We start from the raw sequence: 24,971 nt of genomic DNA on the forward strand, positions 1-24,971 counted from the left end.
CTCTTATTTTTGTATTCCCATTTTCGTTACAGCGCCGCGCATTCTTCATGATGCTGCATAGAGACGCTGCAAATAATCGAACCCACCATCGATCTGGAAACCCATTCCTGTTCTCAGATCGATGTGTTGGCATGGCCAAAGGGGAAGGCAGCTATTCGCCACCTTCCCGTTTTAGCCATACCGGGATTCACGCTTAGCGGATCGGCATTCCGTACTGCAGACCACCCTTCGTCCACTGGGCATTGAGGCCGCGTGCGATCTTCAGCGGGCTTCCTGCGCCGATATTGCGCTCGAAAAGTTCGCCGTAATTGCCCACGCCCTTGACGATGTTGACGACCCAATCATTGGTCAAGCCGAGATCGGTGCCGATCTTGGTGTCCGCCTCGCTGCCGAGCAGACGCTTGATCTCGGGATTGGTGGAGTTCTTCATCTCCTCGACATTGGCCTGCGTGATGCCGAATTCCTCGGCATTGAGCAGCGCGTAATGGGTCCAGCGGATGACATCGCCCCACTGCGAATCGCCCTGGCGGACGGCAGGTCCAAGCGGCTCCTTGGAGATGATCTCCGGCAGGACGACATGGTCGTCTGGATTAGCCAGTCCGAGACGTATCGCATAGAGGCCCGACTGGTCCGTGGTGTAGGCATCGCAACGGCCGGCGTCGTAGGCTGCGTTGACCTCTTCGATCTTCTCGAACACGACGGGGTTGTATTCCATCTTGTTGGCGCGGAAATAATCGGCGAGGTTGAGCTCGGTCGTCGTGCCGGACTGGACGCATACGGAAGCGCCCGAAAGCTGCAGCGCGGAATTGATGCCCGACAGCTTCTTGGCGTTGATCATGAAGCCCTGGCCGTCATAATAGTTGACGCCGGGGAAATCGAGACCCAGCGACGTATCGCGGCTGATGGTGTAGGTCGTGTTGCGGATCAGGACGTCGACTTCGCCCGATTGCAGCGCGGTGAAGCGCTCCTTGGCCGTCAGCGGCGTGAACTTGACCTTGTTGGGATCGCCAAAGATCGCCGCGGCGACAGCGCGACAATAATCGACATCGAAGCCGGACCATTCGCCCTTGTCGTTCGGCGCTGAAAAGCCGGCGAGACCGGTATTGACGCCGCACTGGAGAAAGCCCTTGGCTTTCACGTCATCCAGCGTGCCAGCAGAGGCCGCCGTCGCGGTCAGTGCGAGCGCCGCAGCGCCGAGGACACCTTGAAGAACAGTCTTGTACATTTGGCTATTACCCTTTTTATGTTGCCTTATTGTTCCCGTTAGAAGGGCATCATGCAGAAAATCGATATCCGCGCCCAAGCGAATACCTAGATATCAAGATGTCTGCCGTGCTCCCATTCACCCGGACATCGAAGGCGATTATTCGCCTCCGGTCAAGACTTTTAGCGTTTATACAACCAAAGCAGCACTGTCAGGAGGTGAAGTCCGGAAAAACCGCCTGCATACACAGGGAGTTTCGCGGCGCTCGCGGAAAATCCGGGACGTCATATCTGCTCGCCCTCGATGTATCGCCGGCGTTTCGGCAGCAGTCTGCCGGGATCGATCAGAAATCCAAGATTCCGGTTTGCAAGAAAGCGCGCGAGGAAAAGCGTGAACAGAAAACCGATCGAAAAGCCGGCTACCACGTCGGTCGGATAGTGAGCTGCCACCGCGATGCGGCTGAAAGCCAGCGCGAGGGTGGCGACGAGGGCGGCAAAGCGCCAGCGGGGAAACCAAAGCGCCAGGATGACCATGACGGCCCCGACGGTCGCCGAATGACCCGAGGGAAAGCTGACAAAGAGATGGCCGCCACGAAAAGGCTCGAAAAAAGACGGGCCGAGCGTGTCGATCAGCGCTGGCCGCGCCCGGCCAATGGTGTATTTCATCAGATTGACGATGATTGCGCTCAGCCCGATCGCGGCGAATGCGAATGCCGTCTGGCGCTCCAGCGTATAGATCCGGGCTTTCTGGCGCGCCTCCAGCGTCCGCCGGTCCCTCCCCGTGGTCCACAACAGAACGCAGAACGCGATGCAGAGATAAAACAGCGTTCGGCCGACATCCGTCAGGTCACGCAGGAGGGAAAATCCGGGCAGTTCGCTGGCGGATACGGCGCGCAGGATCGGTGCGTCATAGGGATGCAGGAAATAAAGGACCGGCACCAGCGAGATGATCGCAGCCGTCATGGACCATGTCCATGGAGATGGAGCACCCGGGGCAACCGGCGACCGCAAACCTGATATCAGCGAACGGAAGGCAAGTCGGACATTGGCCCTGATGTTGGTGCTGTAGGTGGATTTATTCTTCTGCATCGTCATTTCTTCGGCAGGTCGGTCATTCTTGGGCAGGTCGTCATTTCTTGGGCAGGTCGTCATTTCTTGGGCAGGTATTGAGTGCGGGCAGGTGTTGCAAGAACAGCGCGGCAGGATTATCGCCATACCTTGTCATTAAATGGGCCGCGCGCAGGAGACGCATCGATGGAAGATATCTCGGGTAAGAAGAAGCCTCTAGGCATCAATACGCGCCTCACCCATGGCGGGAACGATCCGCGCGATTATCACGGCTTCATCAACCCGCCTGTCGTCCGCGCCTCCACTGTGCTTTTCCCCGATGCGCAAACCATGGCGACGCGGAACCAGAAATACACCTATGGAACGCGGGGCACGCCGACGAGCGACGCGCTCTGCCAGGCGATAGACGCGCTCGAAGGTTCGGCCGGGACCATTCTCGTTCCCTCGGGCCTAGCCGCCGTCACCGTGCCTCTCCTTGCCTTCCTGTCGGCGGGCGATCACGCGCTGTTCGTCGATACGATCTATAATCCCACCCGGCATTTTGCCGATACGATGCTGACGCGGCTCGGCATCACGGTGGAATATTACGATCCGGCGATCGGCGCCGGCATTTCTGCCCTCATCCGCCCGAACACCAGGGTGATCTTCACCGAATCACCGGCTTCCAATACGTTCGAGATGCAGGACATCCCTGCGATCGCGGCGAAGGCGCGTGAGGCAGGCGCCATCGTGATGATGGACAATACCTGGGCGACGCCGGTCTATTTTAGGCCGCTGGACCATGGCGTCGATATTTCCATCCATGCGGCGACGAAATATCCCTCCGGCCATTCCGACATACTGCTCGGCACGGTGTCGGCCAATGAACGCTGCTGGCCGGCGTTGAAGGAAGCCAACGGGACACTCGGCATCTGTGTCAGCCCCGACGATACGTACCAGATCCTGCGCGGCCTGCGCACCATGGGCGTCAGGCTCGAAGCGCACCAGAAACGCGCGCTCGAGATCGCCCGCTGGCTCGAAACGCAGCCGGGCGTCGCTTCGGTCTTGCACCCGGCGCTCGAAAGCCATCCGGGACATGCGATCTGGAAACGCGACTTCACCGGCGCATCCGGCATCTTCTCGATCGTGCTCGAGGGCGGGGCGAAGAAAAAGGCGCACGCCTTCCTCGACGCGTTGGAACTGTTTGGTCTCGGCTATTCCTGGGGCGGCTATGAGAGCCTTGCCCTGCAAGTCAGCCTCGCCGACCGTACCGTCAGCAAGACGGATTATCCAGGTCCGATCATCCGGCTGCAGATCGGGCTCGAAGACACGGCGGACTTGATCGCGGATCTGCAGAATGGGCTCGCGGCGGCAGCGGCGGCCGAATAAAGCCGCCTGCCGGGTTGATTGCCCGGTCTTTTGGCAACTTATTGGAGTAGCGCGGCAGTTGCGACTCATCCACGGTCATCCCATACGCTGGGGGCCGATCCTATTATCGCAGGCCAGCGCGAGGCCCGGCGTACATCATCCTCCCTGCGCCGGGCCTTTTCGCGTGAGGAAAGGCCCGGCATTCGCTTTCTTTTCGACTTTCTGCGGCTGATAACGATTTCCCTCTTGCGTCGGGGATACGGAATCTCTAGGGAAATCAACATTCGCCTGATGTGGCGGAGCGTAGCGCAGCCTGGTAGCGCATCTGGTTTGGGACCAGAGGGTCGCAGGTTCGAATCCTGCCGCTCCGACCAATATTTCAAGAAGCCTCGAAGGTGTCTGGATATGGTCGCACGCATATATCGTCCCGCCAAGACCGCGATGCAGTCGGGCAAGGCAAAGACGACGTCATGGCTCCTGGAGTTCGAGCCGGAGATGCCGCGCAAGGTGGAGCCGCTGATGGGCTACACGTCTTCCGGCGACATGAAGAGCCAGATCAGGCTCTTTTTCGACACCAGGGAAGAAGCCGTCGCTTATGCCGAGAAGAACGGCATCGCCTATCGCCTCGAAGAGCCGAAAGAAACCAAGCGGCGCAAGCTCTCCTATTCCGATAATTTCAAATATGATCGCCAGCAGCCCTGGACGCACTGAACAGCCCATTGAACGGGTTGGCGTGAGCGTGTAGTGGTTTCCCGGTTGGTCCCGTAGCTCAGTTGGATAGAGCACCGGCCTTCTAAGCCGATGGTCACTGGTTCGAATCCAGTCGGGATCGCCAATAATTCAGCAAGTTAGCGCTGCGCCCAGCGCTTGCCGGATCATCCCGTCAGCCGGTAACCAAATGCGAAGAAACGGCTGATAGCCTTCTTCCCGCGACAGATTCGGCCCATCGGCCCATCGGCCTTGTCGCATGCAACCGGCGGGAATATCTCATGGCCAGGAAAAGACGTTCATCCAAGCGCTCGTCCATGTCGGGATCGGGCATTGCCCTTCTCGCCATTCTGGGAATGGGCGGGGCGAGCTGGTGGGCGACCTATGAGGGCAAGCATTCGAAAGCGGATTTCTCCCGATTTTTGAGCAGCTTTTCGACCGGGAAGAAGACCGAAACGAAGGTTTCCAAGCCGAGAGACATCATAGCGGATAAGGCGCAGCCGCCCAGGACGCAGGCGAAAGCAGCGCCCGGCAAGCGTGATGGCAAGGACGATGTTTCGCGTTCGGCCGAGATTCGTTCTCCCTCTCCCCGGCCTTCCGCTCCGGTGGGCTCGAACTCATTTCCGCCGCGCCCCTCTTCCTCCCGCAACGTCGCCGCGCTAGCGGCGGTGAAGCCTCCCGCGCCTCTCTCCAAGGCACCGGTGGCCAAGTCAGGCGAGACGAAGGCCGCGCCGAAGGGCATCCCGGTCGGTCGCGCCGCGCCCCATACGACGCCATCGGTCATCTATGCCAGAGAACGGATCATCATCCGCCAGAGAGCCTGGGACAAGGCGGCGGGGGTCGGCACAGTCGAAAAGGGCCGAGAAATGCGCTCCTACGGCAAAACGGGCAAATGGCACCGTGTCGTCGTGCCGTCGACCAACATGATTGGTTGGGTGCATGAAGACATGCTGGCGGCGTCGCAGCCGGGGTTGTTCATGACGGGATCGATTTTCAGAACTCCGGTCAACCCGGAAATTGCAGCGCCGAACCCGCCGCCGATGCCGGTGAAAAGCAAACAATAAGATTTTCTCCATAGCCGGTTGCGCCATCGCGCATCACGCCGTATAACGCGTGGAAATATTCCGTGCTGAAAAGTCGAGATGATTTTCCTCTGCGCCAAGCCGTCAGGGTGAACGCAGTGCTTTTGCGCGGTTAAAATCCGACAGACGATACAGAAAACGCCACGTTGAGCCGACCGGCAGGATTCGTTCCGGCAGACTCACTCCAATCGCGCGATTCTGTTAGATCCGGACGAAAGGAATGTGCATGACAAATTTTCACCAATCTCTTATCGCCGCCGCCTTCCTTGCCGTGCTGACGTTTGGCTCGACGCAAGTGGTGTGGGCGGAGCCTGCGCCCCTGATCGCCACGCCCGGCAAAACCGCTGATGGCGGCTATCTGGTGCGGCTGGGCGCGCGGCTTCCGCTGGGATGGGAGACTTCGGTTGGCACGGAGATTGGTTTTGACGGCAAGGCGCAGAGCCCGGAAATGCTCGGCGCGCCGGAAGCACCGCCATCGGCCTTGTGGAGTTCGGTCAAGCTACCGCCTTCCAGGCTCGCGGGCTGGGATGGTGCAGATCTCAACCTGCGGCTGGGCACAGCCGACGGCAGCGGCAGCGTCGCCATGGCGATGCGGCGAAAATGGACCGTCGCCGACCGGGTCACCGCGCAGGTGAATGACAAATATTCGGTGTCATACAGCGGTTCGGCTGCAAGAGAGAGCCATTGGGAGATGACGAAGGCAATGAAGCTTTCGTTCGACGGCAGCAAGACGGCCTTCATCGCACAGACGCGACGGACGGACACCGATCCGCACTGGTATACCAGCATCAGCGCGCAGCAGAAGATTTTGGGCGACGTAAACCTCGTAACGTCGATGAACGATATCGCCTCCGGCAACAGCACCCGGACAATCGGGGCGAACTACGCACACAAATGGTAGGCTGCCGACCTGAAATGGCGACGCCTCAATCCCTGCCCTCGCCCTGCCCTTTCTCAAAGGTTGCGAGAACATTGGCAGCGAACGGGCGGGTGATACGGGCTTTTTGCTCCAGAGCAGCCCGGTCGAGGCGGTCTACGATGTGGTTGGCGGTCGAAAGCGAGCGCTCGATGCGGCTGACGAGATAGCTGACCAGATGCGGTTCGACAAGAATCTGACGGTCGGCGAAAAGCTTGTATATGACGGCGGATAAAAGCGCGTCATCAGGCTCGGAAATCTCCACCACCGTCGCCGCCTTCAGGCGCGATGCGAGGTCCGGCAGCGTTGTCGGCCAGTTGGCCGGCCAGCGGCGCGATGTCATCAGGAGCGACGTGCCAGCCTGGCGGACCGTGTTGATCAGGTGGAAAAGCCCCGTTTCGTCGAAGGGCGCCGCGCCTAGATCGTCGATCAGCACCGGGCCTTCCGATGCCTTTTCAAGCGCTCCCGGGCCAATCTCGGCCGCATCAAGGACTGCGGCATTCGAGGCAGCCCTCCAGATCGCCGCCAGATGGGTCTTGCCGGAGCCCACCGGCCCTGCAAGCACCACGACGGGTGAAATCCAGTTCGGCCACCGGTCGATGATATCAACGGCGGCGTGGTTCGATCCCGCGACGATCAGATCGTCGCGCCCGTAGCCCGGCTCATGGCCAAGCGCCAGCGGCAGTTGGCGGGGCAAGGTGGTCGTCATGTCATATATTCCGGATTATCTGCCGGAACAGGCAGCACACCATCATTCCGCTTCTCCGGCCGCTTCTCCGGCAGGCTCTCCCGGCCGCTTCACATGCTCGATTTCCTTATGGCGGCTGCGGTACATCGGCGATTGCAGATAGCGGCCCAGCGCGAAGCGCACCAGTACGCCGACGGCAGCCGCGGCTGGCACGGCGATCAGCATGCCGGTGAAGCCGAGGAGAGAGCCGAAGGCGAACAGAGCGAACATCAGCCAGACGGGATGCAGGCCGACCGACGAGCCGACAAGCTTCGGCTGCAATATATTGCCCTCGATGAACTGGCCGATGAAGAAGACGAGCGCGACGGCGCAGATCATGATCCAGTCCGGCCAGAACTGCACGAGGGCGACGCCTATGGCCAGCACCAGGCCAAGCAGCGAGCCTATATAGGGAATGAAGCTGATGAGCCCGGCGAAGAGCCCAATCAGCAGGCCGAAATTGAGGCCGACGATGGTGAGGCCGACGGCATAGATCGTTCCCAGGATGATGCAGACGGTGCCTTGGCCGCGAATGAAGCCGGCGATAGCGGCGTCCATCTCGCGCGCGATCTGGCGCACGTCGTGCAGATGGTCACGCGGGATCCATGAATCGATGCGCTCGATCATGCGGTCCCAGTCGAGCAGCATGTAGAAGGCGACCACGGGCGTGACGACGAAAAGCGCTGCGATATCGATCAGCGCCTTGCCGGAATTCCACAGCGACTGGAACAGTGTCGAGAGGAAGCCCGCGCCCTGCTGGAGCAGCGTGCTCAGATTGTCCTGGATGACGGAACTGTCCACCCCGATGACATTCTTCAGCCATGTCGAATCCCTGTCGGCGATGAGCGACTGGAGCTGGGTGATATAACCCGGCAACCGCGCGATGAAGTCAGTCAGCTGCGTCGCCAGCACCGGGACGATGATCATGACGGCCAAAACCAGCGTGATCAGGAAGATGACCAGGATCACCACCGTTGCGGCGAGCCGCGACATCCCGAGCTTTTCCAGACGATCGGCCACCGGATCCAGGAAATAGGCAAGCGCCAGCCCGGCCACGAATGGCAGGAGGATCGAGCTGAAGATCACCAGGAACAGCACGAACACCACCATCGCGATCAGCCAGAACACAGCCTGGCGGCGCACATTGGCGGTAAGGGTATTCACCTGCACATCGACATGGATGTCGCGTTCAGGCCTGGTTTTCACCGGTGTCTTCGCCATGGTGATAGCTACCGTCCGTTCGATCCTCAAATGGGCACCATTTGGGTATGCAAATGAGATAGGCCGTTGCCGGAGCAACGGTCAAGGGTTCTCGCATTGCTCTATATGGGGATACCGCCCGAAAACCATCGCCGGATCGTCATTACTTCATTGGGCTTTCCCGGGCTTTTCCGGTAGACATGGCCCATATCGACCTTGCGGGACGGGCAAACTCGTGCCATTGCGCGCTTGCGTAAAAGAATTTTATCCGTTTCCGCCCGCCCCGCCCCGCGGGACGGCGCATCGGGAGTAAACGATGACTGGCAAGCCCCTTACCGGCAAGAACGGTTTGACCTATGCAGAGGCAGGCGTTGATATCGACGCCGGAAATCTCCTGGTGGAGAAGATCAAGCCGCTCGTCCGCTCGACGCGACGTCCGGGCGCGGATGGAGAGATCGGCGGCTTCGGCGGCCTCTTTGACCTGAAGGCAGCGGGCTTCACCGACCCAGTGCTTGTGGCCGCCAATGACGGCGTCGGCACCAAGCTGAAAATCGCTATCGACGCGGGCAAGCACGACACGGTCGGCATCGATCTCGTCGCCATGTGCGTCAATGATCTGGTGGTGCAGGGTGCGGAGCCGCTCTTCTTCCTCGACTATTTCGCCACCGGCAAGCTTGACCCGGACCAGGGCGCTTCGATCGTCGCCGGCATTGCCGATGGCTGCAGGCAGGCGGGTTGCGCGCTCATCGGCGGCGAGACGGCGGAAATGCCCGGCATGTACCGCGATGGCGACTATGATCTCGCCGGCTTTGCGGTGGGTGCGGCGGAGCGCAACCGGCTGCTTCCCGCCGGCGATATCATGGCAGGAGACGTCATTCTCGGGCTTTCGTCCTCGGGCGTGCATTCCAACGGGTTCTCGCTGGTGCGCCGCATCGTTGAGCTTTCCGGCCTTGGCTGGGATACTGAAGCGCCTTTCGCGTCGGGCACGACGCTGGGCGCAGCCCTTTTGACGCCGACCCGCATCTATGTGAAGCCGCTGCTTGCGGCCATCCGCGCCGGGGACGGCATCAAGGCGCTGGCGCATATCACCGGCGGCGGCTTTCCGGACAATATTCCGCGCGTGCTGCCCGCTGGACTTGCAGCGGAAATCGATCTCTCCGCTATCAATGTGCCGCCCGTGTTCTCCTGGCTCGCCAAGACGGGCGGGGTTGAACGGGACGAGATGCTGCGCACCTTCAATTGCGGCATCGGCATGATCGCCGTTGTCTCGCCACAACAGGCGGCTGAAGTGGCGGCGGTCCTCACAGCAGAGGGTGAGAAGATCGTCACGCTCGGCAAAATGATCCCGCGCGACGGCGCAGGCGTCGTCTATCGCGGTACCCTGGCCCTCTGATGACCAGGAAGCGCGTCGCCGTTCTTATATCCGGGCGCGGGTCGAACATGTCCGCGCTGATCGAGGCCTGCAAGGACCCCGCCTATCCCGCGGAAATCGTCGCCGTGCTTTCCAACAAGCCCGATGCGGCCGGGCTCGATGTGGCGAGAAGCCATGGCATCGAGGCCATCGCGGTGCCTCAGAAGGATTATGCCTCCCGCGCCGCACATGAGGAGGCGCTCAACGCCGAACTCGCCCGCATCGCGCCTGACGTCATCTGCCTTGCCGGTTATATGCGGCTGATGTCGGCGGATTTCGTGGCAAAGTGGGTCGGCCGGATAATCAATATCCACCCATCGCTCCTCCCGCTCTTCAAGGGCCTCGACAGCCACGCCCGCGTGCTGGAATCCGGCATGCGCGTTCATGGCTGCACCGTGCATTTCGTCACCGCCGAAATGGACGGCGGGCCAATCATCGCGCAAGGCGTGGTGCCGGTAATGCCGGGCGATACCGAAGAAATGCTTACCGCGCGCGTGCTGACGGTAGAGCACAAGCTCTATCCGCTGGCCCTGAAGCTGGTCGCCGAGGGCAAGGTGCATATGACGGACGGGCGGATCGTCTATTCGGGGCTCACCGAAGACGACAGGACTTCGTTCGGGGCTTTTTGAGCGTCAAGCCCACATTCCCTCTTGCAGGAAAGAGGGGATATCACTCCGTTCCTCAACCGATATCCGCCCTTTTCACCCAGACCTTGATGTCATGAAACGCCGCGCCGCCATAAGGGGCGGCGGCGTCTGCGCCGGTGAGGATGTTGATACCCTCGCCGCGCTCGAAGGTGGTATTGGGGAATATTCCCTCCGAGATCACCACACCGCGGCGCTGGCTGTCCCGCACCCTGGCGTGCAGAACCAGTTCGCCGCGCCGGTTGCCGATTTCCACCCGGTCGCCATCGGCGACACCCAATCGCGCCGCATCGTCCGAATGGATCAGCAATTGCGGGCGGGCCTCCTTGGCTCCAGAGGTTGGCGTTTCCGAAAAGGTCGAATTGAGGAAATTATGCGCGGGCGATGTCGCGAGACGGAAGGGATGTTCCGCATCCGCCATCTCGATCGCCTGCCAATGATCCGGGAATTCCGGCAGGTCCGTGTAAGGCCCCTGCGGTCCCATCGAGCGCGGCGGCCTGTTGGGCGACAGGCTGCCGGTCCAGTCCGGCTTGAAACGGAATTTGCGGTCCGGCCAGTTGAACCCCTTGAGATAATGCGCGCGCTCGAAATCCGGCTGCATGTCGATCCAGCGGCGTTCCTTCAACTCGTCGAAACCCGGCAAGCCGCTTGCGCGCATCATATTGTCGATCAGGGTCTTTTCATCGAGGCCGAAGCCCTCGTAATGGCCGACGCCGAGACGGTTCGCCAGTTCGTTGAGAACGAAGAGATTTGGCCGCGCCTCGCCCGCCGCTTCAACCAGCTTCGGCCCTAGCACGATATGCTGCTGGCCGCCGCCGCGATAGATATCGTCATGCTCCAGGAACATGGTCGCCGGCAGCACCACGTCGGCTAGCTTCGCCGTATCGGTCATGAACTGCTCATGGACGGCAACGAACAGATCCTCGCGCATGAACCCCTTGCGGATCAGGCGCTGTTCCGGTGCGACATTCGCCGGGTTGGTGTTCTGGATCAGCATGGCCATGACAGGCGGCCCGCCGTTGAGCGACTCCTTGTCACCCGTCAGTATTCGCCCGATCTTCGACTGGTCGAGATAGCGGATATCGGGATCCTTGAAGGCTTTTCCCTCGATTTCCGACTTATCCATGCGGAAAATGCCGGAATTGGAGTGAAACGCGCCACCTCCCTCATGCAGCCAGGCACCGGTGACGGCGGGAATGCAGGACGCGGCGTGCATGTTGACCGCGCCATTGCGCTGGCGGGTGAAGCCGTAACCCAGCCGGAAAAAAGTCCGCTTGGTCGTGCCGACAAGCCGGGCGAAAGCCTCGATCTCCGAAACAGGCAGCCCGGTGATGGCGGACGCCCATTCCGGCGTGCGGCTTTGCAGATGCCTTTCCAGCCCCTTCGGATCGTCGGTATAGGCGTTGAGATAGTCCCAATCGGCAAGACCGTCACGAAAGAGCACATGCATGACGGCGCAGGCGAAGGCGCCGTCGGTGCCGGGTTTCAGCACAATGCCCATATCCGCCTGGCGGATGGTGGCGTTCTCATAGATATCGATGGCGACGATCTTCGCGCCGCGCTCCTTGCGGGCCTTCACGGCATGGGTCATGACGTTGACCTGCGTGGCCGCCGCATTGGTGCCCCAGATCACCACGCAATCGGCCTTGGCCATCTCGCGCGGATCGACGCCCGTGAGGCTGCCCGTACCGGCGAAGAAGCCGGTCCAGGCCAGATTGGTGCAGAAGCTGTCGAACTGGTTGGAATATTTCTTGGCGTGGCGCAGCCGATGGATCGAATCGCGCTGCACCAGCCCCATCGTCCCGGCATAATAATTGGGCCATATGCTCTGCGAGCCGAATTCCGCCTCCGCCCTCAGGAAGCGTTCGGCGATCAGGTCGAGCGCCGCTTCCCAGGAGGCTTCTTTCCACGCGCCCTCGCCCTTGCCGCCGGCGCGGATGAGCGGCTTTAAAAGACGGTCGGGATGGTGGATGCGCTCGGCATAGCGCGCGACCTTGGCGCAGATCACGCCATCCGTGTAGCTGTTGTCCTTCGCGCCACGAACCCGGCCGATGGCGCCGGTATCCAGCACCTCCACGTCTAGCGCACAGGTGGAGGGGCAATCGTGCGGGCAGGCGGAGTGCCCGATATGCGTGATGTGCTTGTTCATGACCTATCCATATCAACTCAAGCGGATGATGACGACTCCCATGACGATCAGCGCCGCCGCAACGACGCGCTGCCAGCCGATGCGCTCCTTCAGGAAAATCGCCGAAATAGCGATCGCAAACAGGATAGAGGTTTCGCGCAGCGCGGCAACCACGGCAATGGGCGCCACGGTCATCGCCCAGAGCGCGAGGCCGTAGGAGCCGAGCGTGCCGACGCCACCGATGAAAGCCAGATGCAGGCGGCTTTGCAGATGCGGCCATACCCGTTCCCGATGCGTGGCCAGCGTCCAGACGACCAGCGGCAGCGCATTGAGCACGAAAACCCACATCGTATAGGCAGCGGCCGCGCCTGACTTGCGCACGCCGACCCCGTCCACGAGCGTATAGGACGCGATGAAGACGGCGTTGAGAAGGGCGAGCGCTGTCGTTCTTCCGCTGCCCATGACTGCGCGCCGTCGCGCTTCGAGGGCAAGGGCCAGCACGCCGCAACAGATGAAGCCGATCCCGATCCAGCGCGGCAGCGACAGCACCTCACCGATCAGCGGACCGCTGGCGAGCGCCACCAGAAGCGGCGGCGTCCCACGCATAATGGGATAGGCCTGGCTCATGTCACCGACCTTATAGGCGGCGGCCACCAGGCAGATATAGATCACCTGGAGCACCATCGATGTCGCCAAGAATGGCCAACTGGAACGATCCGGCGCGGGCAGGAAGGGCAGAAACAGCAGGGCGATCAAGCCCGCGGCGCCAGTCACAATGACCGCATTGAGAAACTTGTCGCCATTCGACTTGACGACGGCGTTCCAGCTCGCGTGAAGAAATGCGGCCAGAAGGACGATGAGGACAATTGTGCCGGACATGCCGTATCACCAGAATCACAAGAAGACCGCCGAGCGGAGCGCGATCTATGACATATCGGGCGGATGGCGGATAGAAGCGCTTGCAGTGCCCGGATCAACATGGAAAAAGCACGGCCATGAACTATCGACACGCCTATCATGCCGGGAATTTCGCCGATGTCGTCAAGCACATCGTCCTTACCCGCATCATCGACTATCTGAAGCGCAAGGAACAGGCGTTCCGGGTGATCGACACCCATGCCGGCATCGGCCGCTACGACCTCAGGGGAAGCGAGGCGGGCAAGACCGACGAATGGCGGCAGGGCATCGCCCGACTGCTCGACAAGGCTTCCGCCAGCGCGATACCACAAGACGCGGCCGGGCTTCTCGCCCCCTATCTCGATATTATCCGAGCTGAAAACGCCGATGGCGGCCTGACGACCTATCCCGGCTCGCCGCTTCTGGCCCGGAGCCTGATGCGCAAGCAGGACCGCCTGTCGGCCATCGAACTGCATCCGGATGACGCCAGGGTGCTCGCCAACCTCTTTGCCGGTGATCATCAGGTGCGCGTCACGCATCTCGATGGCTGGCTGACGCTCGGCGCGCATCTGCCGCCGAAGGAAAAGCGCGGCCTCGTGCTCGTCGATCCGCCGTTCGAGATCGCCGGCGAGTTCGACCGAATGGTCGACGGCCTTGCCAAGGCGCATAAGCGTTTTCCCGGTGGAACCTACGCCTTGTGGTATCCTATCAAGGACCGGCAGGAGGTCCAGCGCTTTGTCTCGAGGCTGCACGAGACGGGGATCGCGAAGATACTCCGGCTGGAGCTGGCGATTCGCCCTCCCTCCGCCGAACCGCGGCTCGACGGCTGCGGCATGATCGTCGTCAACCCGCCCTATACGCTGGAAGACGAGATGAAACTGTTGCTTCCATGCCTCACCAACCTGCTCAGCGAAGCGAAAGCTGGATCGTTCATGGTAGAGTGGGTACGCGGCGAGCAGGTTGCATCTTGACCGAAGCCGGTCTGTAGCAGACATTGCGCCAATATTATTTGGACAGTTTACTGGGACGGGAATTGGACAATGAAGCGCTTCGGACAATTCAGCCATATACTTGCCTCTGCGGCACTTGCTCTTTCGACCGTTCTTTCCGTGGGCGGGCTTTCCTCCACGGCGGTTAAGGCAGCGGATTTCCTCGGGAACGAAGCCGTCTATGGCGAAACTGGTATATGCAGCGATCAGCGGGTGCTGAAAACCATCGTCTCGCGCTTCAGCTATCAGGTGACCCACGTTCCGAACCTTCCGATGGTCGAAATTTCCGCCTTCAGCGATGTCCACCAGAAGCGCTTTGAACCGGCGCAGCGGTCCTCCGAAATCACCCGCCATTATTGCGCCGCGACGGCCATGCTGTCCGACGGAGAACATCGGCGGGTCCTGTACCTCATCGAGGAAGGCCAGGGCTTCGCTTCGTTCGGCGACAATGTCGAGTTCTGCGTGGCCGGCTTCGACCGCTGGAATGTCTATGATAGCGGCTGCCGCGTCCTGCGCTAAAGCACAATCCCATTGATCGGACGGCATCCGAAAGCAGATTGCAGGGGGCGGGATGCAGGGAAGAAGCTTTTGGGTGCTGGCGGCGCTGGCCGCCATTGCATGGTTTCTCTATTCCCTGCTTAGCGGCAATGGGCCGGATTCCCCTCCCCGAGGCAATGGCGGGAACGCCTCCCGCCAGGAGCGCAACCAAAATTCGCTTCCCCAAAGCAAAGGCACGAATTCTCCCCTTCGGGATGATGGCGCGAATTCATCCGCTGGAAATGACGGAGCGGCGGCACAGGGCTTTGATTTCTACGTGCTTTCGCTTTCCTGGTCGCCCAGCTATTGCGCCTCGGAAGGTCCCCGCGCCGACCGGCAGCAATGCAGCTCTGGCCGGCCCTATTCCTTCGTCGCGCACGGCCTTTGGCCGCAATATGAGAGCGGATACCCGCAGGATTGCCAGATCGGCGACCGCTATGTGCCGCAGGAGATGATTTCCAGCGTTCGCGACATCATGCCTTCGAAGGGGCTGATCATCCACGAATGGCGCAAGCACGGGCGCTGCACCGGGCTCTCGCAATCGGATTATTTTTCGACGCTCCGGCGCGCCTATGAAGGCGTCACCATACCGGCCAGCTTCCGCAACATGACGACCAGCCGCGATGTCGATCCCATGCTGGTCGAGAAAGCCTTCGTTGCGGCCAATCCGGGCCTTCCGGCAGGCGGTATCTCGGTAACCTGCGAAGACGGGTATCTGCAGGACGTGCGGATCTGCATGACCAAGGACCTGCAGTTCCGCAATTGCGGCGAAGTCGATGCCGCCGCCTGCCGCAGGCGCTCGGTCAACATGCCGCCGGTGCGCTGAAGGCAATTGGCACTTGCGCCGTCTCCCGACGCAAAATAGCGTTTCCCCATTGAAATAATTCCAGGAGCTTCCGGTTTCATGACAAAAATCCTTTATGCCTCCGCCTCCCCCTACAGCGCCAAGGTCCTGATGGCGGCGCACTATGCCGGCATTCCTGTCGAGGCAGTGAGCATCAATACCAATGACGAACCGGAAATTCTGATATCCTCCAACCCACTGGGGAAGATTCCGACCTTGATCACCGACGACGGCAAGACCGTCTTCGACAGCCGCGTCATCACGCAACATCTGAACCGCGTGTCCGGCAACAAGCTTTTCCCGCGCAATGCCGAGAAGCGGCTCGACGCGGAAAGGCTGGAATCACTGGCGGACGGCCTGTGCGATGCGCTGCTGGCGCATGTCTATGAGCGCCGCTATCATCCGGCGGAAAAGATCCACCAGCCCTGGCTCGACATGCAATGGCGCAAGGCCGAGCGGGCGCTGGACGTCCTCAACGAGGCGCCGCCGCGCGTCAGCGCCAAACTGCATGCAGGCCATATCGCGCTTGCGGCGACACTCGGCTATCTCAACCTGCGTTTCGAAGGACAGTGGGAAAAGGGCCGGCCGAAGCTGAAGCGCTGGCTCAAGCGATTCGGGGAGTTGCATCCCGAGCTAGCGGCATTGCTGCCGAAATAGAGACTGACCCTACACAACGCCAGACAACAAAAAAAGCCGGGCAAATTGCCCGGCTTTTCCGTGTTCCATCTTGGGAGAATTAGAACTTGTAGCCAACACCAAGACGGATGTCGTGGGTCTTCAGGTCGTTTTCGACCGCGGTGCCGCCCAGATCGTAGTCCTTCTTGCCGAAATCGGTATAGCGATATTCGACGCGGCCAACGATGTTCTGCGTGATGAAGGCTTCGGCGCCCGCACCGACAGTCCAACCAGCGCGGAACTTGTCATCCTTGTTGATGCCGTCATCCAGCTCGACCTTCGAACCGGCGACACCACCCGTGACGTAGAGAAGAGCCGGGTCCATGGCGTAGCCGAGACGGGCGCGCAGTGAACCTTCGAAGCCCTGCTTGGCTTCGAGACCGTTCTTCTCTTCCTTCAGCCAGGAGTAGCCGGCATCGCCTTCAGCACCATAGACGATGTTGCCGTTCTGGAAGTTCCAGCCGGCATAGGCACCTGCCTTGCCGCTATTGTCCTTGATCTCGCCAACGGAGTCGGTGCCGAACTTGCCCCAGCCGTAGCCACCGTAAAGACCGGTATAACCGCCAGCCCAGGTATACTGGGGAGCCATTTCAACCGGAGCAGCTGGTTCCGGCGGCTGTTCGACGATCGCGTCAGCAGCCATTGCAGAAATGGAAAGCGGCAGCAGCGCAGCCGTAGCGAGGATGAGTGTCTTTAGAGTGCGCATGCGCAGTCTCCTTACTTATTTTACAATCGGACGCGTTTTCCAGACTTGGGAGAGAGGATGTGGCCTCGCTGAGAACGCGTTGTTACAGGGCGGAACATCGTGCCCAATTGCGGCGCGACATGTGCGTATCCGTGGAAAGAACCTGTCGAGAAGATGGCGGAATTGCGATGTTGCAATATGGCAACAAACCGAACGGAGGCCTATATAGGGACCGTTGGGCCGGCGATGAAAAGCCCGGGCCGGCTTTTGTCAGCATTCTTGGGCCGGGCGCCGGTTTTCAATCAAATCCCGGCTGCATTTTGCGCCATAGGATGGCATCACATGGGGCAATTACGCCAGAAAGGAATCGTTTACCGTGAATTTCGAAATGCCCGACGCGTCTGTTGCAAAACCTGTGGCCCTCGTCACCGGTGGCGGCAAACGTATCGGCAAAGCAATCGTCGAGGACCTCGCAGCCCACGGCTTCGCTGTAGCAATCCACTGCAACGGCTCCATGACAGAAGCCGAATCGCTTGCCGAAAAGATTGAGGCGGGTGGCGGACGGGCAGTGGCGGTTCAGGCCGATCTCCGCGATCCGCAAGCCCTGCGCGATCTGATCGGCATGGCACAGGCCAAACTCGGGCCGATCAGGCTTCTGGTCAACAATGCCTCCATCTTCGTCGAAGATCACATCGGCGGCCTTGCCGACGAGACCTGGGAAGGGCATTTCGCTCTGCATCTCAAGGCGCCGGTGTTCCTCGCGCAGAGCATGGCGGACGCGCTGCCCGAGGGCGAAGACGGGCTGATCGTCAACATGATCGACCAGCGCGTCTGGAAGACCAACCCGCGGTTCTTCTCCTATACGCTTTCGAAATCCGCGCTATGGAGCGCGACCCGTACGCTGGCGCAGGCGCTGGCCCCACGCATTCGCGTCAACGCGATCGGTCCCGGCCCGTCGCTGCCGAGCGAGCGGCAAGATCCCCGCGACTTCCAGCGGCAGGTTGATGCGCTTCTTCTGGGGAAAGGGCCTGCCCTGTCCGAATTCGGCCTTACGATTCGTTATCTCTGGGAGATGAAATCAGTGACCGGCCAGATGCTCGCGCTCGATGGCGGGCAACATCTGGCGTGGGAGACATCGGATATCTCAGGAATTTCCGAATGAACGGCACGAAGAAACAAGGAACGCCCGGGGATCACCGGCCTGCCGAGGATGGCGGACAGGATGATGTCGCCGGTTTCATCATGGATGAAATCGAACCCGGAAACGAGATGGAAGCGGAGGACGAGGCGCTCGACCTGGAGGAAGCGGTCGCGTCGCGCGGCTCCGCCCTTACCGATGCCATCAAATGGGATTCCGCACTGGAAGAACAGGACGCCGCGATTGCAGACTTAAGCGGCGCGGACATCATCAACGCGTTCGTCAAGCGCCTGCCCAACCGTCCAGGCGTCTATCGCATGTTCAACCGTGATGGCGACGTGCTTTATGTCGGCAAGGCGCGCAGCCTGAAGAAGCGCGTTTCGAACTACGCGCGGCTTGGCGGGCATACCAACCGCATCGCGCGGATGATTCGCGAAACGACGACGATGGAATTTGTCGTCACCCGCACGGAAACCGAGGCGCTGCTGCTCGAGGCAAACCTCATCAAGCGCCTGCGTCCGCGTTTCAACGTGCTGATGCGAGACGACAAGTCGTTTCCCTATATCCTGATGACGGGCGATCACCGCGCGCCTGGGATCTTCAAGCATCGCGGGGCACGCTCGCGCAAAGGCGAATATTTCGGGCCGTTCGCTTCGGCCGGTGCGGTTGGGCGGACCATCAATGCGCTTCAGCGCGCCTTCCTGCTGCGCACCTGCACCGATTCGGTGTTCGAAACCCGCACGCGTCCCTGCCTGCTCTACCAGATCAAGCGCTGCTCCGGACCATGCACACGCGAAATCAGCGACGAGGATTATGCGGGGCTGGTCGATGAGGCGAAGGCTTTCCTTTCGGGCAAGAGCCAAGCGGTGAAGGCGCATCTTTCGCAGGCGATGGGCGAAGCATCCGAACAACTCGATTTCGAACGCGCCGCCGTCTATCGCGACCGTCTTGCGGCGCTTTCGCATGTGCAGAGCCATCAGGGCATCAACCCGCAGACCGTTGAAGAGGCCGACGTCTTCGCCATCCACCAGGAAGGCGGCATGACCTGCATCCAGGTCTTCTTCTTCAGGACCGGCCAGAACTGGGGCAATCGCGCCTATTTCCCCAAGGCGGATGCATCGCTGTCGGGCGAGGAAGTGCTGGGCGCATTTCTGGGGCAGTTCTACGACGACAAGCCCTGCCCCAAACTCGTGCTCCTGTCGGAAAAAGTCGAGGACCAGGAACTTCTATCCGAGGCGCTTTCGACACGGGCCGGACACCGGGTTCAGGTCAATGTGCCGCAGCGCGGCGAGAAAAAGTTCCTCGTCGACCATGCGCTGACCAACGCGCGGGAATCGCTTGGCCGCCGGCTTGCCGAAACGTCGTCACAGACGCGGCTGCTCAAGGGGCTTGCCGAAACATTCGGCCTTTCGCGCGTGCCGCGCCGCATCGAGGTCTATGACAATTCGCATATCATGGGCACCAATGCCGTCGGCGGCATGATCGTTGCCGGACCGGAGGGTTTCGTCAAAAACCAGTACCGGAAATTCAACATCCGCTCCGAGGATATCACGCCCGGAGACGATTTCGGCATGATGCGCGAGGTGATAGGGCGACGCTTTGCAAGGCTGGTGAAGGAACACGGCATGCCCGCCGAGCGACAAACGGCGGAGGCGGAAGGCGCGGAGGATATAGCTGGGGATATGGATGTGTCCGGCGAAGGCTTCCCTGCCTGGCCCGATCTCATCTTCATCGACGGCGGCCAGGGACAGGTCGGCGCGGTACGCGGCATTCTGGCGGAACTGGGCATCGGTCACCTCGTCACCTCGATCGGCATCGCCAAGGGCGTCGACCGCGATGCGGGGCGCGAACGCTTCTTCGTCGAGGGCAAGCCGGCCTTCACCCTGCCGCCGCGCGATCCGGTGCTCTATTTCATTCAGCGGCTACGCGACGAAGCACACCGTTTCGCCATCGGCACGCACCGCGCCCGGCGCAAGAAGGAGATGATCAGAAACCCGCTCGACGAGATCGCCGGCATCGGGCCGGCGCGCAAGCGCGCGCTTCTGCACCAGTTCGGTACCGCCAAGGCGATTTCCCGCGCCGCGATCAAGGATCTGATGCAGGTGGACGGCATTTCGGAAGCCATGGCCCGGGCCATACGCGATCATTTTCATGATGAGCAATGAATATCGCATTCATGATGAGCAATGAATATCACATTCATGATGAGCAATGAATATCACATTCATGACGAGCAATGAACATCACACGGCATTGCGACCCAAGGCGTCGGAGCAAGGTGTTGATTTTTTGCCCATATCTCTGTTGATGTGTTCACATTACAGCGCCGCGCGCCTTCCGAACAGGCAAAGGACGCTGTATCTTTTTGAATTGCTGCATGATTTCTCCTTAATCGATTGCGATAAGGAATCGTGCGGCGGGAGATCAGCCTAAATGCGTAAAAATGCCCTATCCTTGCCAAATATGCTCACCTATGGGCGCATTCTTGCGGTTCCACTGGTGGTTTTGTGCTTTTTTGTCGAGGGAAGCCTGAAATCCAGCGACGGCGCGCGCTGGACGGCGCTTGCAATATTCGCCTTCGCCAGCATCACGGATTTCTTCGACGGCTATCTCGCGCGGATATGGAAGCAGACCTCCACCATCGGCCGGATGCTGGATCCGATTGCCGACAAGCTTCTCGTCTCGGCCTGCCTTCTGCTGCTCGCGGCAGATCGCACGATCGCCGGATGGACGCTCTGGGCCGCGATCATCATCCTGTGCCGCGAGATCCTGGTCTCGGGCCTGCGCGAATATCTGGCCGAGCTGAAAGTCAGCGTACCGGTCAGCACGCTTTCAAAATGGAAGACAACCATGCAGATGGTCGCGGTGGGTTTCCTGCTCGCCGGCCATGCAGGCGACAAGTTTCTTCCCCACACGACCGAAATCGGCATCACGCTTCTCTGGATATCGGCGCTCGTGACGCTTTATACTGGCTGGGATTATTTCCGGGCCGGACTGAAACATGTGATCGATTGAGGCAAATGACAACCAAACTCGTTTATTTCGCATGGGTGCGCGAGCGCATCGGCAAGCCGGAAGAGGAGATCGAGCTTCCGGCCGATATCCGTACAGTGGGTGAGCTTCTCCGCCATCTGAAGACGCGTGGCGAGGAATATGAGGCGGCGCTCGAATATCCCGATGTCATCCGCGTCGCCATCAATCACGAGCATGTCGATCATGGCGAGGCGATCGCCGGCGCACGCGAGATCGCGCTTTTCCCCCCTATGACCGGAGGGTGAGATGAGTGCCCCCGTCGTTCCGCATATCAGCGTCCGGCGCGAGGATTTCAACATTGCGCGCGAGATCGACGCGCTGACCGCAGGGCGAACCGATATCGGCGCGGTGGTGACGTTCAGCGGGCTTTGCCGCGACGAAAGTGCTACCCTCGCCGCGCTGGAGCTTGAGCACTACCCTGATATGGCCGAGGCGGAGATCGGACGGATCGCGGCGGAAGCCATGCAACGATGGCCGCTTTCCGGGCTGCGGATCATTCATCGCCACGGAAAGATATTGCCCGGCGAAAACATCGTTCTTGTCGTGACCGCCTCGGCGCATCGCCGGGCTGCGTTCGATGCCGCATCCTTTCTGATGGATTTCCTGAAGACCAGCGCCCCATTCTGGAAGAAGGAACACCGCCGCGACGGCAGAGAAGGCGAGTGGGTCGAGGCCAAGGCGGCCGATGACGATTCAAAATCCCGCTGGGCCCGATGAAAACACCGGATAACAGGCAAGAAATTACCTAAAACTTTACCTAAAACTTGCAATGTCACAATTTCCACATGAACATTTACCATTCCATGTAGGTGAGAATCGCGCCCTGCGGCAGTCGGTTCTGCGCCATTCGAAGAACAAAACAATATCGGCCAAAACAAACAATAATAATGGGAAAAAGATTTATGCAGCGCATCCGGTCAGGATGGATTTCGATCATGGGGGCGGCAATGGCGGGGACTGGCTTACTCGCCGGCTTCGCCTTGCTGGTCACGGCATCGCTTCCGACTTCGGGCGTTGCGGCTGAGAAGACCATCTTTGGCAATGTCGTCTACCAGGCGAAGGTCGCGCTGCCGCCTGAAGCCAATCTTCATGTGCAACTGGCCGATGTCTCGGTTGCCGATGCCGCTGCGAAAATCCTGGCCGAGGCGCGGGTTTCGCCGATCGGTGCTGAATCGTCGATCCCCTTCTCTCTCGACTTCGCCAGCGAAGACATCCTCCCTGGCCATCGATATGTGCTGCAAGCCCGCATCGCCGCCGGCGATACGCTCTGGTTCGTCAACGATCAGGAATACAGCGTCGATCCCCAGCGGCTGCAACAGCCGGTCAACATCAACGTCGTCGTCGTGCGCAAGGATGCCGATACGGCACAGGAATACCCAATCGAGAATTCCACATGGCTCGTGGAGGATATCTACGGCGCCGGCGTGGTCGATAACGCCCAGACGACCCTGACGATCGGCGACGATGGCGAGGTAAGCGGCTCGAGCGGCTGCAACCGCTATTTCACCAAAGCGTCCGTGGCGGCCGACACGCTTTCCTTCGCCGAGGTAGGCTCGACCTATATGCAATGCCCGCCGGCGCTGATGAACCAGGAAAGCAAGTTCTTCGATGCGTTGGGCAAGACGCAGTCATACCGGCTCGACCTGGGCAAGCTGCTCCTGCTCGATGGCGAAGGGAAAGAGATCCTGCGATTTACGCAGAATGGCTGAGATAAAGGCCGGATCTATCGGCTTATTGCGCGTGCTCATATGCACCACGGTCAATAGTGCTTCCGATTACGCGAAGATTTTTTGCGTAGTCGATGACGCCGACGGCAGGGATGCCTAGAGGGTCGGCGAAATGGCCGCTGTCGATCCCGGGAGAACCGGCTGCCAGACGCAAATCCAGTTTGGCCGCGTCCATAAAGTCCGGATCGTCCACAATGCTGGTATTGCCGTCCCCGCTCGCGGCCTTGAAGGCACTGAAGTCATTGGCCGTGCTGCCGTCGTTGTAGTAGTTCTTATCGATCCAGAACCACCGCGTATGAGCTCCCCCGGACGTCGTATAATAGATGTTATAACCAAGAGAGATCGGGCTGGTGTCCGCGGGTGAAAATTTCACGATCGCGTAGCCCTTCTCGCCCGCATGGAAAATGTTGTTTTGAACATTTATATTGCTCGTATTGAACCCGAACTGCAGTTCCCCTGCGTTTATTTCCGATGTTTTGCGAACATTGTTGTCGTAGAGGGTATTGTTGACGATCGCGATATTTTCCGCACCTCCGGATTCAGTCGCACTATATCCGCCAACCAGAATGCCGGCATTCTGATTGAAGCGGATCAGATTGTTGCGGACGGTGACGTTGCTGGCATTCTTCCCGTGATGCTCGCTTAGCAGCCAGATTCCACCGTCAGCGGCTTCAACCTGATTGCGCTCGATCGTAATGTTCTGGCCGCCATCCACATAGATCCCGATTGCGGCCGCGGGAAAATTTATTGCCTGGTTCCCGGCCACAGAAAGATCGGACACGACATTACCGGCAATCCAGCCGTTGCGGGCCCGGTCATAATCCTCGCCGTTCTCGAAATACCCGATAGCATCGATCCCGATGAAATTATTGTCATGGACCGCATTGTTCGTGATTTGCCAACCCTCGACATTGCCGCTGACCGTCAGGGATTCACTCAAGCCCGTCTTCAACGCATGAAGCTCATTTCCGTCAATGATGACATTGCGGATCGGTGTAGCCGTCGTACCGTAGACGGCTATCCCCAGAGCGTTCGCATTGCCATTTGCAGGCAAATTGTTCGCCTCGATGGCATGGATGTCATTGTTTCGGATTTCGATGCGCTCTCCGGTTCCCTGCACCAGCACCCCGACGACAATGAATTCGGAAGCGGATTTGTAGTTCCGGATTTCGAAACCTTTTATCCTGATATAGCTGACATTGTTGAGCGTGATGAGGCCCCGCATGCCCTGACGGTCCTTCACCAGTCCGCTCCCGTCGATGATGGCGTTCTCGCCCGGATGCTCCATCAGCGTAATGAAGCCATCTGCGGCGGAACCCGACGCCGTGACGGTCACCGTTTCATTGTATATCCCGCCGCGAACGAGGATCGTGTCGCCTGCCTGTACATGGTCAACGGCATGTTGAATGCTGCGCCAGGGCGAGCGGGCAGTGCCCGGATTGTCGTTCGAGCCTGTCGTGGCGACATAATAAGTATGGCCGGGACGCGAATATTTTTCGTTACATATCCGAATGGCCGTGGCCTCGGCTTCATCCCCGGCGGAGATCCCGGTGACAGTGACTTTCACCGCCTCGTCCATATTGGCAGGTGCGGTATACAGTCCCTGCTCCGTGATAGTGCCAATCTCAGGCGCTCCACCCCTGACGCCATCGACCGCCCAGATGACAGCAGCATTTGCTGCTTCAGTCACCGTTGTTTCGAACTGCTGCGTCTGATTGGCCTGCATCACTCTGCAATCCGGAGCTGAGCCAACCGCCACTGCCTTCGCCTCATCGATCGGGAGGAAAATGGCGAAAGCGATGCCGATAGCGCCCAATGATGCTGGTGAGAGCGATTTATCGAACTGCATGAAGCCTCCTCCCCGGCTCCAGAATCGATTTCTGGCTCCTTCCGGCGTGCAAGAACACTATTTTCTCTGTTCATAATCCATAGAAAGGGGGGAGTTTCGCAAGTCTTCGACACCCCGCCTGCGGCCAAGCCGGACGAGGCGTCTGCGGCTTTCAGGGGCATGG

General features: G+C 60.0%; 24 protein-coding genes and 2 tRNA genes. 18 read left to right on the forward strand and 8 right to left on the reverse strand.

What is annotated here, in order from left to right:
• Window positions 1–193: 193 nt before the first annotated feature.
• Together DUT91_RS12490 and DUT91_RS26165 are read right to left on the reverse strand one after the other, a co-directional pair.
• Entirely contained in the window at window positions 194–1,225 is a 1,032-nt protein-coding gene (locus tag DUT91_RS12490; RefSeq protein ID WP_114440752.1) for an amino acid ABC transporter substrate-binding protein, read from the reverse strand.
• Between the two features lie 263 nt (window positions 1,226–1,488).
• Window positions 1,489–2,292, reverse strand: coding sequence for a phosphatase PAP2 family protein (locus tag DUT91_RS26165; protein ID WP_200834959.1), 804 nt, complete (start codon window positions 2,290–2,292; stop codon window positions 1,489–1,491).
• 165 nt (window positions 2,293–2,457) lie between these two features.
• Between DUT91_RS26165 and DUT91_RS12505 the strand changes: the two genes are divergently transcribed.
• The 6 genes from DUT91_RS12505 to DUT91_RS12530 all read left to right on the forward strand — a co-directional run bounded on the left by DUT91_RS12505 (window position 2,458) and on the right by DUT91_RS12530 (window position 6,309).
• Window positions 2,458–3,639: a cystathionine beta-lyase gene (locus DUT91_RS12505; RefSeq protein ID WP_114440754.1), complete on the forward strand. Its 1,182-nt coding sequence runs from the start codon at window positions 2,458–2,460 to the stop codon at window positions 3,637–3,639.
• A gap of 276 nt (window positions 3,640–3,915) precedes the next feature.
• Window positions 3,916–3,992 (forward strand) — tRNA-Pro (locus DUT91_RS12510).
• Window positions 3,993–4,023: 31 nt separating this feature from the next.
• Window positions 4,024–4,329: an ETC complex I subunit gene (locus DUT91_RS12515; protein WP_114440755.1), complete on the forward strand. Its 306-nt coding sequence runs from the start codon at window positions 4,024–4,026 to the stop codon at window positions 4,327–4,329.
• Window positions 4,330–4,376: 47 nt separating this feature from the next.
• Window positions 4,377–4,453, forward strand: a tRNA-Arg gene (locus tag DUT91_RS12520).
• A 154-nt stretch (window positions 4,454–4,607) separates the two neighbouring features.
• The gene (locus tag DUT91_RS12525; protein ID WP_147272181.1) at window positions 4,608–5,390 is read left to right on the forward strand and encodes a hypothetical protein; all 783 of its coding nucleotides are present in this window, start codon (window positions 4,608–4,610) and stop codon (window positions 5,388–5,390) included.
• Window positions 5,391–5,634: 244 nt separating this feature from the next.
• The gene (locus DUT91_RS12530) at window positions 5,635–6,309 is read left to right on the forward strand and encodes a hypothetical protein (RefSeq protein WP_114440757.1); all 675 of its coding nucleotides are present in this window, start codon (window positions 5,635–5,637) and stop codon (window positions 6,307–6,309) included.
• Window positions 6,310–6,334: 25 nt separating this feature from the next.
• Here DUT91_RS12530 and hdaA read toward each other — a convergent pair whose 3' ends face one another.
• Both hdaA and DUT91_RS12540 read right to left on the reverse strand, forming a co-directional pair.
• On the reverse strand, window positions 6,335–7,033 hold the full coding sequence (hdaA, locus tag DUT91_RS12535) for a DnaA regulatory inactivator HdaA (RefSeq protein ID WP_114440758.1): 699 nt from the start codon (window positions 7,031–7,033) through the stop codon (window positions 6,335–6,337).
• Window positions 7,034–7,075: 42 nt separating this feature from the next.
• Window positions 7,076–8,272 carry an AI-2E family transporter gene (locus DUT91_RS12540; protein WP_200834960.1) on the reverse strand — a complete coding sequence of 399 codons (1,197 nt, stop codon included), beginning with the start codon at window positions 8,270–8,272 and terminating at the stop codon, window positions 7,076–7,078.
• Window positions 8,273–8,567: 295 nt separating this feature from the next.
• On the opposite strand from DUT91_RS12540, the gene purM reads away from it, so the two are divergent.
• A complete protein-coding gene (gene purM / locus DUT91_RS12545; RefSeq protein WP_114440759.1) occupies window positions 8,568–9,644 on the forward strand; it encodes a phosphoribosylformylglycinamidine cyclo-ligase in 1,077 nt (358 codons plus the stop codon).
• The gene (gene purN / locus DUT91_RS12550; protein ID WP_114440760.1) at window positions 9,644–10,291 is read left to right on the forward strand and encodes a phosphoribosylglycinamide formyltransferase; all 648 of its coding nucleotides are present in this window, start codon (window positions 9,644–9,646) and stop codon (window positions 10,289–10,291) included. The genes purM and purN overlap by 1 nt, the downstream gene beginning before the upstream one ends.
• 52 nt (window positions 10,292–10,343) lie before the next feature.
• Here purN and DUT91_RS12555 read toward each other — a convergent pair whose 3' ends face one another.
• Both DUT91_RS12555 and DUT91_RS12560 read right to left on the reverse strand, forming a co-directional pair.
• Window positions 10,344–12,455: a molybdopterin oxidoreductase family protein gene (locus DUT91_RS12555; RefSeq protein ID WP_114440761.1), complete on the reverse strand. Its 2,112-nt coding sequence runs from the start codon at window positions 12,453–12,455 to the stop codon at window positions 10,344–10,346.
• 12 nt (window positions 12,456–12,467) lie between these two features.
• Window positions 12,468–13,313, reverse strand: coding sequence for an EamA family transporter (locus tag DUT91_RS12560; RefSeq protein ID WP_114440762.1), 846 nt, complete (start codon window positions 13,311–13,313; stop codon window positions 12,468–12,470).
• Between the two features lie 116 nt (window positions 13,314–13,429).
• Here DUT91_RS12560 and DUT91_RS12565 point away from each other — a divergent pair, with 116 nt between their 5' ends.
• The 4 genes from DUT91_RS12565 (at window position 13,430) to DUT91_RS12580 (ending at window position 16,358) form a co-directional block, all read left to right on the forward strand.
• On the forward strand, window positions 13,430–14,302 hold the full coding sequence (locus DUT91_RS12565) for a 23S rRNA (adenine(2030)-N(6))-methyltransferase RlmJ (protein ID WP_114440763.1): 873 nt from the start codon (window positions 13,430–13,432) through the stop codon (window positions 14,300–14,302).
• Window positions 14,303–14,371: 69 nt separating this feature from the next.
• Complete coding sequence (locus DUT91_RS12570; RefSeq protein ID WP_114440764.1) at window positions 14,372–14,839, forward strand: phage portal protein; 468 nt, start codon at window positions 14,372–14,374, stop codon at window positions 14,837–14,839.
• 52 nt (window positions 14,840–14,891) lie between these two features.
• Entirely contained in the window at window positions 14,892–15,683 is a 792-nt protein-coding gene (locus DUT91_RS12575; RefSeq protein ID WP_114440765.1) for a ribonuclease T2 family protein, read from the forward strand.
• A gap of 78 nt (window positions 15,684–15,761) precedes the next feature.
• Window positions 15,762–16,358 (forward strand): glutathione S-transferase family protein, encoded by a 597-nt coding sequence (locus tag DUT91_RS12580; protein WP_114440766.1) that lies wholly within the window; start codon window positions 15,762–15,764, stop codon window positions 16,356–16,358.
• 79 nt (window positions 16,359–16,437) lie between these two features.
• On the opposite strand, the gene DUT91_RS12585 is transcribed toward DUT91_RS12580, so the two are convergent.
• Complete coding sequence (locus DUT91_RS12585; RefSeq protein WP_114440767.1) at window positions 16,438–17,082, reverse strand: outer membrane protein; 645 nt, start codon at window positions 17,080–17,082, stop codon at window positions 16,438–16,440.
• A gap of 367 nt (window positions 17,083–17,449) precedes the next feature.
• On the opposite strand from DUT91_RS12585, the gene DUT91_RS12590 reads away from it, so the two are divergent.
• From DUT91_RS12590 to DUT91_RS12615, 6 genes are all read left to right on the forward strand, one after another.
• A complete protein-coding gene (locus DUT91_RS12590; RefSeq protein ID WP_114441168.1) occupies window positions 17,450–18,223 on the forward strand; it encodes an SDR family oxidoreductase in 774 nt (257 codons plus the stop codon).
• A gap of 293 nt (window positions 18,224–18,516) precedes the next feature.
• On the forward strand, window positions 18,517–20,364 hold the full coding sequence (uvrC, locus tag DUT91_RS12595) for an excinuclease ABC subunit UvrC (protein WP_425373795.1): 1,848 nt from the start codon (window positions 18,517–18,519) through the stop codon (window positions 20,362–20,364).
• A 268-nt stretch (window positions 20,365–20,632) separates the two neighbouring features.
• Window positions 20,633–21,214: a CDP-diacylglycerol--glycerol-3-phosphate 3-phosphatidyltransferase gene (pgsA, locus tag DUT91_RS12600; RefSeq protein WP_114440769.1), complete on the forward strand. Its 582-nt coding sequence runs from the start codon at window positions 20,633–20,635 to the stop codon at window positions 21,212–21,214.
• A gap of 5 nt (window positions 21,215–21,219) precedes the next feature.
• Window positions 21,220–21,477, forward strand: coding sequence for a molybdopterin converting factor subunit 1 (gene moaD / locus DUT91_RS12605; RefSeq protein ID WP_114440770.1), 258 nt, complete (start codon window positions 21,220–21,222; stop codon window positions 21,475–21,477).
• 1 nt (window position 21,478) lies between these two features.
• On the forward strand, window positions 21,479–21,949 hold the full coding sequence (locus DUT91_RS12610; protein WP_114440771.1) for a molybdenum cofactor biosynthesis protein MoaE: 471 nt from the start codon (window positions 21,479–21,481) through the stop codon (window positions 21,947–21,949).
• A 185-nt stretch (window positions 21,950–22,134) separates the two neighbouring features.
• The gene (locus DUT91_RS12615; RefSeq protein ID WP_114440772.1) at window positions 22,135–22,941 is read left to right on the forward strand and encodes an META domain-containing protein; all 807 of its coding nucleotides are present in this window, start codon (window positions 22,135–22,137) and stop codon (window positions 22,939–22,941) included.
• Between the two features lie 22 nt (window positions 22,942–22,963).
• Here DUT91_RS12615 and DUT91_RS12620 read toward each other — a convergent pair whose 3' ends face one another.
• Window positions 22,964–24,808 (reverse strand): right-handed parallel beta-helix repeat-containing protein, encoded by a 1,845-nt coding sequence (locus DUT91_RS12620; protein ID WP_114440773.1) that lies wholly within the window; start codon window positions 24,806–24,808, stop codon window positions 22,964–22,966.
• Between the last annotated feature and the right edge of the window lie 163 nt (window positions 24,809–24,971).

Source organism: Paramesorhizobium salinisoli, assembly GCF_003335045.1.
Lineage (GTDB): Bacteria > Pseudomonadota > Alphaproteobacteria > Rhizobiales > Rhizobiaceae > Paramesorhizobium > Paramesorhizobium salinisoli.